The 16276-nt window shown below is 53.4% G+C and carries 12 protein-coding genes; 9 read left to right on the top strand and 3 right to left on the bottom strand.

Going from position 1 to position 16276, the window contains the following annotated elements:
• Nucleotides 1-83: 83 nt before the first annotated feature.
• Both ACFOLF_RS02225 and ACFOLF_RS02220 read right to left on the bottom strand, forming a co-directional pair.
• The gene (locus ACFOLF_RS02225) at nt 84-1274 is read right to left on the bottom strand and encodes a pyridoxal phosphate-dependent aminotransferase (RefSeq protein ID WP_210040362.1); all 1191 of its coding nucleotides are present in this window, start codon (nt 1272-1274) and stop codon (nt 84-86) included.
• 123 nt (nt 1275-1397) lie between these two features.
• A complete protein-coding gene (locus tag ACFOLF_RS02220; RefSeq protein ID WP_379113887.1) occupies nt 1398-1841 on the bottom strand; it encodes a hypothetical protein in 444 nt (147 codons plus the stop codon).
• A gap of 128 nt (nt 1842-1969) precedes the next feature.
• Here ACFOLF_RS02220 and ACFOLF_RS02215 point away from each other — a divergent pair, with 128 nt between their 5' ends.
• On the top strand, nt 1970-2770 hold the full coding sequence (locus ACFOLF_RS02215) for a carbon-nitrogen family hydrolase (RefSeq protein WP_210040364.1): 801 nt from the start codon (nt 1970-1972) through the stop codon (nt 2768-2770).
• Between the two features lie 6 nt (nt 2771-2776).
• On the opposite strand, the gene ACFOLF_RS02210 is transcribed toward ACFOLF_RS02215, so the two are convergent.
• The gene (locus ACFOLF_RS02210) at nt 2777-3679 is read right to left on the bottom strand and encodes a LysR family transcriptional regulator (RefSeq protein ID WP_210040366.1); all 903 of its coding nucleotides are present in this window, start codon (nt 3677-3679) and stop codon (nt 2777-2779) included.
• A 162-nt stretch (nt 3680-3841) separates the two neighbouring features.
• On the opposite strand from ACFOLF_RS02210, the gene leuC reads away from it, so the two are divergent.
• From leuC to ACFOLF_RS02170, 8 genes are all read left to right on the top strand, one after another.
• Nucleotides 3842-5263, top strand: coding sequence for a 3-isopropylmalate dehydratase large subunit (gene leuC, locus ACFOLF_RS02205; protein ID WP_210040368.1), 1422 nt, complete (start codon nt 3842-3844; stop codon nt 5261-5263).
• A 50-nt stretch (nt 5264-5313) separates the two neighbouring features.
• A complete protein-coding gene (leuD, locus tag ACFOLF_RS02200; RefSeq protein WP_210040370.1) occupies nt 5314-5907 on the top strand; it encodes a 3-isopropylmalate dehydratase small subunit in 594 nt (197 codons plus the stop codon).
• A 258-nt stretch (nt 5908-6165) separates the two neighbouring features.
• Entirely contained in the window at nt 6166-7692 is a 1527-nt protein-coding gene (locus ACFOLF_RS02195; RefSeq protein WP_210040371.1) for an N-acetylmuramoyl-L-alanine amidase, read from the top strand.
• A 10-nt stretch (nt 7693-7702) separates the two neighbouring features.
• Entirely contained in the window at nt 7703-8251 is a 549-nt protein-coding gene (locus ACFOLF_RS02190; RefSeq protein WP_210040373.1) for a GerMN domain-containing protein, read from the top strand.
• Nucleotides 8252-8273: 22 nt separating this feature from the next.
• A complete protein-coding gene (locus ACFOLF_RS02185) occupies nt 8274-10973 on the top strand; it encodes an S-layer homology domain-containing protein (protein WP_210040375.1) in 2700 nt (899 codons plus the stop codon).
• A gap of 320 nt (nt 10974-11293) precedes the next feature.
• Complete coding sequence (gene nth, locus ACFOLF_RS02180; protein ID WP_210040982.1) at nt 11294-11947, top strand: endonuclease III; 654 nt, start codon at nt 11294-11296, stop codon at nt 11945-11947.
• 25 nt (nt 11948-11972) lie between these two features.
• Nucleotides 11973-12239 (top strand): NAD/NADP transhydrogenase alpha subunit, encoded by a 267-nt coding sequence (locus tag ACFOLF_RS02175; protein WP_210040377.1) that lies wholly within the window; start codon nt 11973-11975, stop codon nt 12237-12239.
• A 56-nt stretch (nt 12240-12295) separates the two neighbouring features.
• Nucleotides 12296-16234, top strand: coding sequence for a dynamin family protein (locus tag ACFOLF_RS02170; RefSeq protein ID WP_210040379.1), 3939 nt, complete (start codon nt 12296-12298; stop codon nt 16232-16234).
• Nucleotides 16235-16276 lie beyond the last annotated feature (42 nt).

Raw genomic sequence — 16276 nt, 5'->3', positions numbered from 1 at the left:
GACACGACCTGTAAAGGCGGTGGACAGGGGTCATTCCTGAACCTCATCCTGCACCTGATGAAGAACCAAGAATATGGGGCAAACTACCTGAAGAGACCGAGCCTGCCAATCCGTGCCACCGCTTCTTCGAGGCGCGCTTCCGGAGCTAGCAGCCCCAGCCTGACATAATTCTCGCCATAGCTCCCGAAGCCGATCCCCGGGGCGATGACAACATCAGCCCGCTCGAGGACCAGATCGGCAAATGAGGCCGAGGTATATCCTTTAGGCACCGGCAGCCAGCAGAAGAAGGAGCCCCCGGGCTTGGGAGCTTCCCAGCCGATCCTGCCCATAGCATTGTAGAGAGCGTTCCTGCGGCTTTCGTACGTTGTGCGAAGCTCGGCCACGCAATCCTGGGGGCCGGTTAGCGCAACAGCCGATGCGGCTTGTATGCCCCCGAAAAGACTGCAGTAATAATGATCCTGAATCAAATTAATAAGCGAAATAATTTCCGGATTTCCAAGCGCAAAACCAACCCGCCAGCCTGCCATATTATAGGTTTTGGATAAGGTGTAGAACTCGATCCCGACTTCCTTGGCTCCGGGGGTCTGCAGAAAGCTGACCGGCTGGTTGCCGTCAAAGCCAATCGCTCCGTATGCAAAATCACTTGCCACCACAATGCCGTGGCGCGCGGCAAATTCAACCGTTTGCGCATAAAATTCAGGTCCGGCCACAGCTCCTGTGGGATTGTTCGGGTAATTGATGAACATCAGCTTGGCCTGGTCTGCGATGTCTTTATGTATGGCGTCATAGTCAGGGAGAAATTGATTGTCTGCCGTTAGCGGCATATATTCCATCCGTCCGCCTGCAAGCGCGACACCCGACCAGTAATCGGGATAACCCGGGTCCGGAACCAGACAGATATCACCTGGATTGAGCAGGCATTGGCTGATTTCGATCAGACCGGTCTTGCCGCCGAACAAGATGGCGACTTCCTTCTCAGGATCCAAGGTAACGCCGTAGTCTTCCTTATAACGCTGCGCAACGGCTTCCTTGAGGAAAGGAAAGCCCTTGAAGGGCGGGTAGCGGTGATATTCCGGATTGGGTGCCGCTTCCTGCAAAGCCGCAACAATATGCGCAGGGGTAGGTTGATCCGGATTGCCCTGTCCCAGATTGATAACGTCTAGCCCTTTGGCTGCCTGGGCTCCCGCCTTGCCGACCAGCGCTGCAAAAAATTGCGCCGGCAAGCCGGACATCCGGTCTGCCGGACTTATTGGAAAAGATTTGATATCCTTCATCGTTGATCACTCCACTAATTTGCTGCGTACCAAAAACCTAAGCCTAATTTAGCATATTATAGGAAGAGGTGTCGAGCAAAGTGGCTGACGAAAGGCCGGGGCTGCTCCTGGCCAACAATCACATTAAAGCCCCATTTGAGCCAGGAAAGGCTTGGTGTCCGCTTTAAACTGCAGCAAATACGGCTTTCTGTTCTCGTCGAAGATGAGCAGAATCTGAGGCTTGCCGGGACAATAAAAAAGAAACACATCTGCAGTGCGCACTGTGACCGAACCGGCTTGGACAACTGCCGGCTCGTTAAGCGGAATACGGAAGACGTAGCCGCATTTGTCATCCGGCTTGGTCTGGGGGGCCAGACCAGTAACCGAGCCCAGCCAATTGATCGCATAAGTTTGGAACTCCTTGCTGTTTGGAACGGATTTGACGACTTTTCCGGCTGCGATATCAAAGGCCTGAACCGGCCTCTGAGAAGCGGTTCCGTCGTCAGCCAAACGGGCGCTGGCAACAGCCGGCATCATTAAACAGAAAACAAGCATCAGAAGAGAAATCAGCTTGGCACTTACTTTCATTTTCATTTCTCCTTTACGATTCATGTTAGATGGTTACCTTGTTACGATGCCCATCTTGACAGAGAACCATGAGGCGGTATCATTAGGGAAAAGAAAATGCTGCCCGAACAGGAAGGTGGACGCAAGCTATGACTACGAAGAATAAACTGCTAATTGCTCTGGTTCAGATGGATGTGGAGGCCGGTCATCCGGATGAGAATTTCAAGAAGTTGGAAGTCATGCTTGAGAAGGCGGCCGCAGGCAATGACAAGCCGCATTTGATTATGCTGCCTGAAATGTGGAATACCGGGTATGCGCTTGAAGAAATCAGTGAAATTGCGGACCGTGGGGGTGAGCGGACGAAGGCGCTGCTCTCTGCATTCAGCCGGGGGCATGGTATTCAAATAGTGGGAGGCTCCATTGCCGAGAGCAGGGACGAGGGCGTTTATAATACGACTTATGTGTTTAATGCTCAGGGCGAAGTGGAGGCGCAGTATTCGAAAATTCATTTGTTCCGTCTGATGAATGAAGAGAAGCATCTGCAGCCGGGGGATAAAGTGGGCAGCTTGCGCGTGTCCGGAGCGGATGCCGGTATGATGATCTGCTATGACATCCGGTTTCCGGAGCTGGCCCGGAAGCTGGCGCTGGATGGGGCGAAGCTGTTGTTTGTTCCCGCACAGTGGCCGAATCCCCGAATGCACCACTGGCGTACGCTGCTTATGGCGCGCGCAATTGAGAACCAGATGTTCGTGATCGCCTGCAACCGCTGCGGCACCAGCGGCACAAGCTCCTTTTTCGGCCACTCGCTGATCATTGATCCATGGGGAGAAATCATCGCTGAAGCCGGTGATGAAGAAACCATTCTGCGGGCAGAAATCGATCTGGAGCTGGTCGATCAAATACGCGGAAGAATTCCCGTTTTTGAGGATCGCCGTCCATCGCTTTACTAAGGAAGTTCAAGAATGAAAATGGCTTTCGATTGTTGATTTCATCGTCTCAATGAACGCCTCCGCGGCTTTCGAAAGATACCGTCCTTTGCGGCTTGCAATGACAAGCGTACGCGAAGGCGCAGGCTCGGCAAAAGGCAAATAGGCAGGCGCGAATTCGTACCATTTGGCCCTTGCCACCATCTTGGGAACAAAAGCGATGCCCATTCCGGCGGCGACGAGCGATTGCACGGTTTCAATATTTCCGCTCTCGAATACAATTCGGGGCTGAAATCCGGCTTTCTCGCAAAGCTCGATAGCGATTTGCCTGAAGCCTTGTCCTTTCTTGAGCAGTACGAAGGGCTCTTGGGCGAGGTCTTGGATGTTTACAGCCTCGTTCTTAAGGGCAAGCGGATGCTCGGGAGGCACGGCCAGACAGATTTCCTCCTCGATCAAGGGCTCCCAGGCCAGAGAGGGTTCGTGAAGCGGCAGCGACAGCAGACTCAAGTCCGTTTGTCCGCTTGCGGTCAGCTGCTCCAGCCGGAACGAGCTGTCCTCGACAAGCGCGACCTCGATTTCCGGATATCGTCTGCCGAATACCGGAAGCACGAGCGGCAGAACATGAGAGCCGGTAATGGGCAGGCTGCCGACAACCAGCTTGCCTTTGCGCATATGGGCGATATCGTCCAGCTCCTGCTTCAGCTGTTCGATGCTGTCGAGAATATTCTGCGCCTTGTCCACAAATACGGAGCCGGCATGCGTCATCTCGACAGAATTAGTGGTCCGGCGAAACAGCAGAACACCGATTTCCTTCTCCAGCTTCGACAGCTGTTGGCTGAGGGAAGGCTGGGCGATATGAAGCTTTTCCGCGGCGCGGGAAAAGTTTTTCTCTTTGGCGATTTGAATGACATATTGCAGTTGGCGGAATTCCAAGATGCGTGACGCTCCTTCAGCGATATTTTCGTTACACGGGTGCCATAGGCCAAACCTATTGATGTTATAGATATTATATCTTGGATCAATGAAGAAAGAAATGCTATGATACTATCATCGATAAAAAAGAGAACGAATTATTGAACTTATGAGGTGAAAACAATGGCAAAAAGAACAATGGTAGAGAAGATTTGGGACAATCATGTCATTCATGCCGAAGAGAGCAAACCGAGTGTTTTGTATATCGATTTGCAGCTGGTGCATGAGGTTACATCCCCGCAGGCCTTTGAAGGACTCCGTTTGACGGGCCGCAAGGTACGCCGCCCGGATTTGACTTTTGCAACGATGGACCACAATGTACCGACGAAGGACCGCTTCAATATCACGGACCCGATCTCCAAGCAGCAAATTGACACACTGACTCAAAACTGCAAGGATTTTGGCGTAAAGCTGTTTGATCTGGACAGTCTCGATCAAGGGGTCGTTCACGTTATGGGCCCCGAGCTGGGACTGACTCATCCGGGTAAAACCATTGTCTGCGGCGACAGCCACACTTCGACTCATGGCGCTTTTGGCGCATTGGCATTCGGTATCGGCACCTCCGAAGTGGAGCATGTTCTGGCCACACAATGTCTGCAGCAATCGAAGCCCAAAACGATGGAAATCCGTTTTGTCGGCAGCCGCAAACCTGGTGTGACCGCGAAGGATATGATTCTTGGCGTCATCGCCAAATACGGAACCGATTTCGGTACCGGTTATGTCATGGAATTTACAGGCGAGGCTATTCGTTCCCTGTCTATGGAAGAGCGGATGACCGTTTGCAATATGTCGATTGAAGCAGGTGCGCGTGCAGGCTTGATCGCTCCTGACGAAACCACGTTCAATTACCTGCGCGGCCGTGAGTATTCGCCGCAGGGAGAAGCCTTTGACCGCGCTGTCCGGATTTGGACGGATCTGGCAACGGACGACGGCGCCTCTTATGATAAAGTGCTGGAATTTGATGTAGATTCCTTGATTCCTCAAGTGACCTGGGGCACAAGCCCTGGTATGGGAACAGACATTACGTCGAAAGTGCCAGTACCGGCTGAGCTTCCTACGGAGAATGAACGCAAAGCGGCAGAGAAGGCTTTGGAGTATATGGGTCTGACACCAGGAACTCCTATGAATGAAATCCCGATTGATTATGTTTTCATCGGCTCCTGTACGAATGGACGGATTGAGGATCTGCGCGCTGCGGCTGAAATTGCCAAAGGCTACAAGGTCAGCGACCGTGTTACGGCCATTGTGGTTCCAGGATCGGGCCGTGTCAAAATTCAAGCCGAGCAGGAGGGTCTGGATCAAATCTTCACCGACGCCGGATTCGAATGGCGCGATGCTGGCTGCTCCATGTGTCTGGCTATGAACCCCGATGTTCTGCAGCCTGGACAGCGCTGCGCATCGACATCCAACAGGAACTTCGAAGGCCGTCAAGGACGCGGAGGACGCACGCATCTCGTATCCCCGGCTATGGCAGCAGCTGCCGCCATTATGGGCAAATTCACCGATGTTCGCGACTGGAAAATCAAATCCGAAGTACTGAGCTAGTTTTGACGGACCTGACTTCATGAAACAAGATTCGAAAGGGGTTACCATAGATGGAAGAGTTTAAAGAGCTGACGGGGCTAGTTGCCCCTGTGGACCGCGTCAATGTGGATACGGACGCCATTATTCCAAAACAATTTCTTAAACGTATTGAACGGAGCGGCTTTGGCCAATTCCTCTTTTTTGAGTGGCGCTGGGATGAGAAGGGTGACGTTATTCCTGATTTCAGCCTGAACCAGCCGCGTTATCAAGGCGCTTCGGTGTTGATCTCCCGTGCCAACTTCGGCTGCGGCTCTTCGCGTGAGCATGCGCCCTGGGCCATTCTTGATTATGGCTTTAAAGTCATTATTGCACCTTCTTTTGCAGATATTTTCTACAATAACTGCTTCAAGAACGGTATTCTGCCGATTCGCTTGAGTGAAGAGCAGGTGGATGGTCTGTTCCAACGCACTGCGGCTGAAGAAGGCTACAAGCTGACGGTTGATCTGGTGAGCAAGAAACTCACTGACGGCGCAGGGCTTGAAATTTCCTTCGATCTGGATGAGCACCGCCGTCAATTCCTGCTGCAAGGGCTGGATGATATCGGCCTTACTCTTCAGCATGAAGAGGCGATTTCAGCCTATGAAGCGAGCCGGGTTGCCTATTAATTTTTGATCAATTGATAAAACAATAGGTTTTGATACAGGCCTCCGGTCTTGCCGGAGGCCTTTTGCATTTCAAAATATCATAAACTTTCAGATTCCGTTATTTTGGTGCGCGTCAAGCCGTTTCTTCTTTCATTGGCGATAGAGTTACAATTTTCCTGAATACGCAACTTTTTCTGACAAGCTGCGTCTAATAAATGTCTGTAAGCATCGGCCTGTTCGCTCTGCTCGGAGGCGAAAATCAAGTCATCGAGGTGAAAGATGAAGAAGTTTGTAACCGCTATAATGTTATTAACGTTGTTCGTCTCTATGTTCCCTGGTCTGGTGGGAGCTGCCGCCGCTGTGCCTGTTCCCAAGCTTTATTTGAACGGCAAACTACTACAATCGCCTGCAGCGCCGCAAATAGTCAAACAAACGACGATGGTGCCGCTGCGAACAGTAACGGAAGAACTGGGTTTTGATGTGGCATGGTCTTCCCCGAACGTCAATATATCCAATGGGGAAACGATTATGGTCCTGACGATCAGCAGTAAAACTGCATTGGTGAATGGGCAGAAAGTTTCTCTGGACGTGCCTGCATACATATCGAAGAATACTACCCTTGTACCGCTTCGATTTGTCGGAGAGCAGTTTGGGCTCGAGGTATCCTGGGACACCGCCACAAGAACGGTCCAGATGTTTGACAAGTCCAGACAAGAAGTCGAGAAACCGCCAGTAGTGCTTCCAGGTGAAGAGGATGGCAACGCTGGTACTGGAGACGGGACAATCCCCGGACAGGACGGAACGGAAACCGGAAGCGATGGTTCGCCGTCGGCGGAAACTACCGGAACGATCAACACCATTGAATATGACGGTATAGGAAGCATCTATGTAAGGTATGACGGCGAAATAGGCGATCTGGTACAAGAAACGATTGCGGGAAGCGGAGAAATTCAGCAGAAAATCGCTATAGATTTTCCATACACGGCCTTCTCGTCTACGTTTATGGCAAATCTATCAAACGGCTATTCCGGACAATTTTCGATGGATAATCATCCGTCGCTCGTAAGTGTGCGTTATTCCTTGTTTAAGGACAAGCCTTCAACGGTAAGAGTCGTGCTGGATTTGACAGCGCCGACGCCTATTAATATTGCCCGGGAGGACAAGGTGATCCGCATTGACGTTCTGGAGCCTACTGATGTTGTAGCCCCGACCGATCCTGTCAATGTTGATCCAGGCATTCCAGGTAATGTTGATCCGGCAGATCCCGGCGTATACAAAATCGTTCTGGATGCCGGCCACGGAGGCAAAGATCCAGGTGCGCCTGCCGTTAACGGCAAGCACGAAAAAGAATACAATTTGTCCATCACGCTTAAAGTGAAGGCGCTGCTGGATAATGAACCGAAAATTAAAGCTTACCTGACCCGGTCGGACGATACCTTCGTCGAGCTGGATGACAGAGCCAAAATCGCCAATGATATGAATGCGGATATATTCATTTCCTTCCATGCGAACTCGGCTACAAGCTCGTCAGCATCAGGTTCGGAAACGTATTATAACCGTGCCAGCAGTCTCGCGCTTGCGAATGTGATACATAAGCATCTCGTGGCAGGGACCGCTCTCCCCGACCGGAAGGTCCATCAAGCCAGCTTTGTAGTTATCAAGAAAACGACGATGCCGGCTATTCTTCTGGAAGCGGGATATCTCTCCAACAAAGGCGATGCCGCAGCACTCTTCGATCCGGCAAGACAGGATGCTATAGCAGCTCAGGTTGTAGCCGGAATTAAAGAATACTTGAATATTACCTAGGGGGAAGCCGATGAAACAACCAGCTGCTTCACGCATACTGCTTGTCCTGATCGCTGCCGCAGCCATACTGACCATGAGTGCATGCGGGAGCAGGCCGGATAACACGCAAGGGGGAAGTTCCGATCAGGTGCAGACGCCTCCGGAGCCGGTCCCGGTAGTAGAGAAGAAGAGCGAGACGATCAAGGTTTATTATACCGATGAGCAAATGACGGAGCTGCAGGAGCAGCAGGCAGATATTCAGTACGCGGACACCAAAGAAAAAATTGAAAATGCTTATAAAGCACTTCAACAGGATGGTAAAGACGGAGGCTTGTCGCTATGGAAGCATATCGACCTTCTCAGCGCCAAGGTGGAGAACGGTGCGGTAACGCTGGATATTCATATCAACGATGAAGCGCGCTTAGGAGGTCCGGGCGAACAGATGGCGGTTGATGCTGTCCAGAAGACCATGTTTCAATTCGAAGATGTGACTTCTCTTGATATTCTTGTAGACGGCGAGAAAGAAGAAAGTTTAATGGGTCATGTGGAGCTCGATCATCCAATCATGAAGCAACAATAGTCATTAGGGGGAGTTCGCCGGTATGTTCAAAGCAAACAAATGGTTAAAAGGGGTCTCATCGCTTGTTATATTCTCCGTACTCTCAAGCTTCACCATCACTGGTGGAGCTGTTTTTGCGGATTCCTCTGCAGTTACGAAATTCAGTGACGTTCCTGTCGCACATTGGGCGCAGAAGCATATTACCAAGCTGGCTCTTCAAGGTATTGTCAAGGGCGACAATGGCGTCTTCAAGCCAAATGACAATGTCAGCCAGCAGGAAGCGGTCACGATGGCTATCCGTTTTATCGGGATTGAGAATGAAGTCAAGGAGGATCAGGCTGTCGTCTTCTCCAGCGCATTCAAGGTAAACGATTATTTCAAGCCTTATGTCGCACTTGCTTTTCAGAAGGGCCTGCTTGACCGGGATGAAGAATTCAAACTGGCGGAAGAGAACGAGGCCGTCACATGGGGAGCCAAAAAAGCAACACGGGAATGGATCACCAAGCTTGTCGTCAATGCGATCGGCAAACAATCCGCAGCCGCTGAGCTGGCTTCCACGCCTGTGGCCTTCTCTGACAGGAACAGCGTGAGCGAAGGGTTTGCCGGCTATGTGAATGCGGCCGTTTCCCTGAAATTGGTCAATGGTGTGACTGCCGACAAATTCGAGCCGAAAGGCGCGATAACAAGGGCAGCTATGGCAACCCTGCTTAGCCGGGCGGAGAGCCAGTTTCCCGTTGCTTTTCCGGGTCAGGAGACAGGCATTTTATCCTCCAAGTCGGACACTTCCATTCAATTGTACAAGCCGCAAGGCGATCAGACGCTGCTCTTGTCGCCGGATACGAATGTTTACCGCTATGACTCCGAGAAGGCTGTAGGCCTGGATCAGCTTCTGCCAAATACGAATGTGACAGTTATCACCTACGGGGATCAAGCATTATATGTGGAACAGCTGGATGACAAGCAGCTGGTGGAGACGATTACAGGTACCTTCGACCGTGCAGTTCCTGCTGAGAACAAGCTGTGGATATGGGTCAACGATACCCCGGTTGCAGTAGCCTATGACAGTTCTGTAACGGTCAAGGATGCCGCCGGCTCTGTGATTCCGGTAGCTTCGCTGGTTAAGGACAGCACGCTTTCGATCACCCGCGATACCTATCGTGAAGTGCCGCGTGTACTTTCTATCGCTGTGCAATCCGCGCCAATCAATAAAACGGGCAGCGGTCTCGTAAAAGCTGTAGATGCCGCAGCCTCGACGATCAGCGTCATCAATTCGGCATCAAATGCCGAGGAGCAGCTGAGCGTCTCGCCGCAAGCGGTCATCTTGTGGCAGGGAAGTATTTTGCAGGGCGGCCTTGCCGGGGTTCGAGCCGGAGACTCCCTGACATATGAGGTTCAGAACAGCATTGTGACGAAAATTACCGTTCAGCAAACATCAGCGAAGTCGGTGCAGGGCGAGTTCTATTCCGCAAGCAGTGACAATAAAACCATCAATTATATTCGGGATGGCGGAACGCAGCTGGAAGCCAAATTCGTAGCGGATTCCATTAATGTTACGATCGAGGGTCTAACGTCCACGAGCCTCGTTGATCTGGTCAAAGGTGATCGTCTCGAGCTGACGTTGAATGAGAAGGATCAAGTCAGCGCCATTAAAGTGCTGAACCGCAAGGTTGAGACAATCAATGGCGCGGTAATCGTTAGCTATGAGCCTGAGCTCAAAGCACTGGTCGTCAAAAATGGCACGAAATTAATTCCGATCTATTTGACGGACAGCACGAAGATCGATATGAACGGAACAGCAATTCCGCTGACAAGTGCTGCAACGATGCTGATCAAGGACCGCAAGGTTACAATTGGCTATACGGATGACAAAGCGATATCCATTCAGTTCGTTTATAAGTACACCGGTACGGTTGTTTCGATTAATCAAACCTCCAGGCAGTTGAATTTGACGCTGACCGGCGGTTCTCCGTTCACAATCGGATTTGATGCGCTGGGAGTGGAGGCGCTTGGCAAGAACGCTACACTCGCAGATGTGAAGGCGGGTGATGTGGTCACCCTGCTATTGAACACCACTCAGGATAAGGCCGTCACTCTTCAGATTCATTCCGCTAAACAGGTGGAAGTGGTCTCGGTTGACGTGAACAGCCAGAAGCTGAAGGTTAAAAATGCCGATCAGACTACCAATGAATGGGCAGTCAGCGGCTGGAGCTTCTATAATGAGAGCGGAGAGCTTATTACGCTTTCCGGCCTGACAGCCGGTCAAGTGGGCAATATCACCTTTACAGGTTCCACGCCGTCGTCGTTCAAGAAGGTCGCAGTTGCATCAGGCAGGGTGTCGGCAGTTGCCGCCGATAAAGTGACCATCGTCGACTATAACGGTGTTTCCACTGAAGTTCCGCTTGGTACAGCCTATACGGTTATCAAAAATGGAGTGTCCGGCAGCTCCGCAGCTGTGCTGCAGGCAGGTGACCGGGTCGAGGTCCGCAAGGATGCCGCAGAACAGACTCTGATAACTGTAAACGGCGGTACAGCAAGAAGCTTCTGGAAGTTTGACAGCTCGGCAGGCCTGCTTTCGGTTAAGCGAACAGGACTAACGGATAATAATTACACCTTTAAGGTTACGTCCAGGACCAAGTTGTCCCAAGGCGATGCGGCTATTCAGTGGTCGGATTTAAAAGAAGGAGACAGCATCACCCTTTACATCGTTCAAGGCGAGCTGCTGGAAGTTGTGAAAAAGAGTTAAATCAGGTTTAAACAAAGCGCTGCGGGATCATCCCACAGCGCTTTTTTAAACCTTATGGCCATTTTCACCTCCAGGAGAGGGTGATCATGACGTAAAACATTTAAATCTTTTTATAACATTTCATTTGGGAGGATTGCGCTAATTTTTGGAAGGGACAGGTTATTCTTATGGAATTGCGGCTAAATTAAATAATTTTATGAAAATCTCTTGAAAAAGTCGCAGGAAGCCCCTGTTTACGGTTGCTTATTGTGACATTTTTCGCTACACTTTGATTCGATAGCCCAAATAGGGGAGAGAGACAGTTGAAAGCAAAGGATAAGATGGCTTATATCTTGCGGGTCATTGGCGAGATGTTTCCGGATGCTCACTGTGAGCTGAACCACCGAAATCCGTTTGAACTGACCATAGCCGTTCTTCTTTCGGCACAGTGTACGGATGAAACGGTTAATAAAGTGACAGCCGACCTATTCAAGAAATATGAGACACCAGCCGATTATTTGGCAGTTCCGCTTGAAGAGCTGGAGCAGGATATCCGCCGGATCGGGTTGTATCGCAACAAAGCCTCCCATATCCAGAAGCTTTGCCGCATGCTGCTGGACGAATACGGTGGAGAAGTGCCCCGGCGGCATGAGGATTTGACCAGGTTGCCCGGTGTCGGACGCAAGACGGCCAATGTCGTCGTATCCAATGCTTTTGGCGTTCCGGCGATTGCGGTTGATACGCATGTTGAACGGGTGTCCAAACGGCTAGGTATCGCCAAAGCGGACGATAGCGTGCTCGAGGTGGAGAAGAAGCTGATGAAGCTTGTTCCGCGCGAGCAGTGGACCGATACACATCACCGGCTTATTTTTTTCGGAAGGTATCATTGTAAAGCTCAAAATCCGCAGTGCCCTGTATGCCCGCTGCTTGATCTGTGCAAGGAAGGCCAGCAGCGCATGAAGATGAACACAAGCCGGAAGGCAAAGGCTAATTAAATTTTAGAGAAGAGGATGATTAAGAATGAAATGCATTTCTGTGTACACGAAGGACTTTGCTTTGTTTTCCGATATTTACGAGCAAATCATGGAAGCACCTCCCGAAGAAAACGAAGAAGTCATCATCGAAGGCGTTACAGTCAGCGGAGCAGGGGATGTTCCGGATCAATATATTGAACGCATGCGCGTAAAGCCCGAGGTTGTCGTGATGAAAGAAAAGGAACGCAGCGTAACGATCCTGCAGCATGGCGAAGTATTTGAAATTTGTTTGCCGTCCGAGCAAACAGCTTAATCATAAACCACTGACATAGCGAATTGGTAGGGTTATGGATAATGGGAGAGAGAGAAATGAATCAACTTAGTGCAACTGCTGTTCATCCGCTTGACGCCGCTCTGAAACAAATAGGGTCCCTCATGGCCGAGGCCGGCGACAAGCGGAATGCGGATCGGCTGCTGGAGCTGCGCGGCAAATTACATGCCGGGCAGCTTGCAGCCGCATTCTGCGGGCATTTCTCCGCAGGCAAATCGACGCTGGTCAACAAGCTCTGTGGAACGGAGCTGCTGCCTTCAAGTCCGATCCCGACAAGCGCCAATGTGGTTACAATCCAAAGCGGGGAGCCCAAAGCAACCATCACCCGTATGCGGGGCGGCAGAGAAGAGACGCTGGACATTGCCCTGGAGCTGCTGGATGATTACTGCAAGGATGGGGAAGGGGTTCAATCGATTTCCTTGTCTTATCCGATTCCACGGCTTGGCGGTCACACTGTACTTCTGGATACGCCCGGCATCGACTCGACTGATGACGCTCACCGGATGGCGACCGAATCGGCGCTGCATTTGGCAGACGTCGTTTTTTACGTTATGGACTATAACCACGTACAGTCGGAAATCAATTTTTCCTTCGCCAAGCAGTTGAAGGACTGGGGCAAGCCGCTTTATCTGATCGTCAATCAAATCGACAAGCACCGCGACAGCGAGCTGAGTTTTGAAGCTTATCGTCAAAGCGTGGATGAAGCGTTCGCCAACTGGCATCTGGAGCCGAGCGGGATCGTTTATTTGTCTCTCCGGGAGCCCGGCCATCCCTATTCGGAGTGGACGAAGCTTGAGTGGCTGCTGACAGAGCTCGCCGGGCTGCGCGGCCCTCTGGCTCTCTGCAGCGTAGATGCTTCAGCGCGCCACTTGATCCGCTCCCACGGCAAAGCGCTGGATGAGCTTGCAGAGCCCGAGCGGGAGCTTTTATTGGCGGCAGCCGGCGGAGAAGAAGGGTCGCAGCAGGCTGCTGAGGAACTGTCCGGTTTAGAAGCTCAGCTGGCAGAGCTGGAGGCGCAGTCAGACGGTCTTCCCGTCCGCCTGCGCCTCGAGATGCAGCGCCTGCTCGACAATGCGAATGTGACGCCGGCTCCGACGCGTGATTTGGCGCAGTCGTTTCTGGAGAGCCGTAAGCCCGGCTTTAAGATGGGGCTGCTCTTCTCCGGCGGTAAAACGGCCGCGGAGCAGGAGCGGCGCCTTGCGGCCTTTCAAGCGGATTTTGAATCCCTGGTGAAAGCCGGGATTGAATGGCATTTGCTGGACTTGCTCCGCAAGGCTGCCGATGAAATCGGATGGCGCGGGGAAGCGATGGAGCAGCAGCTGGTCGCGGCGATTGCCGGACCGGTGGAAGCGCAGTGGCTCTTGAATCACGTGAAAGCCGGCGCCGTCTTCGGCAGCGAGTACACGATGAACTACTGCCGCGAGCTTGCCGCGGATGTGAAGGGGATTTACCGCAAGCGGGCGATGGAGTGGATCGACACGCTTGGGCAGCGGGCAGCGGCGGCCGGCGAAGCTGCAGCCGCTCCTGTGCGCGAGCGGCTGGGCGTGCTTGCCGCCCAGGCCGGGGCGCTGGCGCAGCTTGCCGCGCTGGCGGAGCGCGCGAGCGTGCACCTGGCGCGCCTGGCGGCGCTGCTGCCGCCAGCGCCGGAGCGCCCGGCGCTGCCGGTGCCGCAGGCCGCGCAATCGCCAAGGACTCCGGGCGATTCCGCAGCGCGCATGCTTCGCGGGAATGCCCCCGCGAATAACGGCAGCATCGGCACGGTCAACGCCGATGCTCCTGGCGCTAATACGGCTGCGGACCAAATACCCGCAGCCGGCAATACATCCAAGCCGCGTCCGGATGGCATCGCCGTCGCGGACAACGACGCTGCCGAAGAGCCCAATTCAGCTCCGCTTCTCGCCTCCGGCAACAGGACTGAACCGCCGGATGGCATCGCCGGCGTCGGGCACCTTGAAGACCGCACGGCGCAGCCAGACGACGCGCCGAATAACAAGGCAAGCTCCGGCAGCAATTCGCCGCCGCCCGCCGCCGACAATGACCGCCGGCAGGGAGCTTCAAGCGTGACGCCGCCATCCGAACCGGACAGCGGCGCGCTTGGCCCGCAGCGCCAGGCTGCCGAGCGGCTGTACCGCGCCGCGGATTTGCTTGCGCCCAACCAGGATTTCTCATCCGCCGTGCAGGCAATGCGCGACAAAGCGGGCCGTCTTCAGGGCAGCCGCTTCACCATTGCCTTGTTCGGAGCATTCAGTGCGGGCAAATCCTCGCTGGCGAATGCGCTCTTGGGCGATTCCGTCCTGCCGGTGTCGCCGAATCCGACAACGGCAGCTGTCAACCGTATTGTCGCTCCGGCAGGGGAGAAGGTCCACGGCACCGCGAGCGTATTATTGAAAACGCGGGAAGAAATGCTCGACGATCTTCGCTATTCCTTATCCCTGCTTGGAGAAGCGGCTGAGCGCCTGACGTCTGATCAACTGATGCAAAGCATCGCCAAGCTGTCTCCTGACGGGGTGCATGCCGGCGGCAGGCCGCATTACAGCTTCCTCAAAGCCGCTTACCAAGGCTGGCAGGAGCATGAGTCTCTGCTTGGCAGCGAGCTGCATGTGGACAGCGCAGCCTATCGCCGCTATGTGGCCGAAGAGGCAAAGTCCTGTTTTGTCCGTGAGATTGAGCTCTACCACCATAATCCGCTGACAGCGCAGGGAATTGTTCTTGTAGATACGCCGGGCACCGATTCCGTCAACGCAAGGCATACGGGCGTCGCCTTCAATTATATTAAGAATGCCGACGCCATTCTGTTTGTAACCTATTATAATCACGCCTTCTCGCAGGCGGACCGCCAGTTTCTGCTGCAGCTGGGCCGTGTGAAGGACCAGTTCGAGCTGGATAAAATGTTCTTCATCGTCAATGCCGCGGATCTCGCGGCCGACAGCGATGAGCTGGAGAGCGTGCTCGCCCATGTGCAGCGCAATTTGCAGCAGCAGGGTATCCGCTTTCCGCGGATCTTCCCGTTATCCAGCCTGCAGGCATTGGACGGCAAGCTGCGCAGCGACCTGACATTAATCAGCGCTTCGGGCATTGCAGCCTTCGAAGAGGCGTTTCTCTCCTTCACCCGCGATGATCTGGGCCGCCTGGCTGTTGCCTCGGCGGAACTGGAGCTGGAGCGGGCCAGACGCACGCTGGCCGACTGGATTGATGCGGCCTCGGGCGATGCGGCCTCACGCGCGAAAGCGGGGGAAGAGCTGCTCGCAAGCGCCGATATTGCGCGCGGCAGGATCCGCGAGATGGAGCAGCCTTTATCCAGAGGCAATCCCCAGCTGGAGCAGGAGCTTAAGGAGCTGCTGTTTTATGTTCTGCAGCGTGTGCAGCTGCGCTTCGGCGAGCACTTTAATTTTGCCTTTAATCCGGCAGTTCTGCAGGATGACGGCCGGGATCTGCGCAAGGCGTTATGGACCGCCTGGCTGGAGCTCCAGCGGCTGCTGCAAATCGAGCTCGCCCAGGAGCTCCAGGCTACTTCGCTTCGCCTTGACAATACGCTTAACCGGTTGGCTGCCAAGCAATTTGCTGATCTGGCCGGAGAGGTGGCAGAGGCTCTCCAGGGCTTTCACGCTTCTGCGTTTAAACCGCTGGAGATCCCTACACCGGAGGAGCAGCCTCCCTGGCAGGCGAATGCCATCGATTCCAAATGGCTGTGGAGCCGCTTCAAATCGCCGCGCCACTTCTTCGAAGGGGAGGGCAAGGGGGCGCTGCGCAGCGCCCTGGAGGCCGAATTGACGCAGCCGCTGCAAAGCTGGATTGCCCAGGCAGAGCTTCAGTGGGGAGGGCGCTATGACGGCTTCTGGCAAATGGCGGCGCAGGCTGTCATCGGGGTTCTTTTGGCGGATCTGGAGTCGTTTGCTTCAGGCAAGCTTTCCTCGATCAGAGGAAATACCGATCTGGAGAAGCTCAAACAGCTCCAGAATCAATTGATGATTTTATAAAGACCCAGCTGAAAATAAGAAGAAGAACCTTGCCAATCATCC

This window comes from Paenibacillus sepulcri (assembly GCF_042647105.1).
Lineage (GTDB): Bacteria > Bacillota > Bacilli > Paenibacillales > Paenibacillaceae > Paenibacillus_Z > Paenibacillus_Z sepulcri.
Note: the sequence above shows the minus strand (reverse complement) of the source record. Positions and strands in the feature narration are given on the sequence as shown.

Bases quoted from the DNA above. Each gene is read 5' to 3' on its own strand.
- ACFOLF_RS02190 (WP_210040373.1), top strand. From the start codon at position 7,703: ATGAAACAACCAGCTGCTTCACGCATACTGCTTGTCCTGATCGCTGCC.
- leuD (WP_210040370.1), top strand. From the start codon at position 5,314: ATGGAAGAGTTTAAAGAGCTGACGGGGCTAGTTGCCCCTGTGGACCGC.
- ACFOLF_RS02225 (WP_210040362.1), bottom strand. From the start codon at position 1,274: ATGAAGGATATCAAATCTTTTCCAATAAGTCCGGCAGACCGGATGTCC.
- ACFOLF_RS02220 (WP_379113887.1), bottom strand. From the start codon at position 1,841: ATGAAAGTAAGTGCCAAGCTGATTTCTCTTCTGATGCTTGTTTTCTGT.
- nth (WP_210040982.1), top strand. From the start codon at position 11,294: ATGGCTTATATCTTGCGGGTCATTGGCGAGATGTTTCCGGATGCTCAC.
- ACFOLF_RS02185 (WP_210040375.1), top strand. From the start codon at position 8,274: ATGTTCAAAGCAAACAAATGGTTAAAAGGGGTCTCATCGCTTGTTATA.
- ACFOLF_RS02170 (WP_210040379.1), top strand. From the start codon at position 12,296: ATGAATCAACTTAGTGCAACTGCTGTTCATCCGCTTGACGCCGCTCTG.
- ACFOLF_RS02175 (WP_210040377.1), top strand. From the start codon at position 11,973: ATGAAATGCATTTCTGTGTACACGAAGGACTTTGCTTTGTTTTCCGAT.
- ACFOLF_RS02215 (WP_210040364.1), top strand. From the start codon at position 1,970: ATGACTACGAAGAATAAACTGCTAATTGCTCTGGTTCAGATGGATGTG.
- leuC (WP_210040368.1), top strand. From the start codon at position 3,842: ATGGCAAAAAGAACAATGGTAGAGAAGATTTGGGACAATCATGTCATT.
- ACFOLF_RS02195 (WP_210040371.1), top strand. From the start codon at position 6,166: ATGAAGAAGTTTGTAACCGCTATAATGTTATTAACGTTGTTCGTCTCT.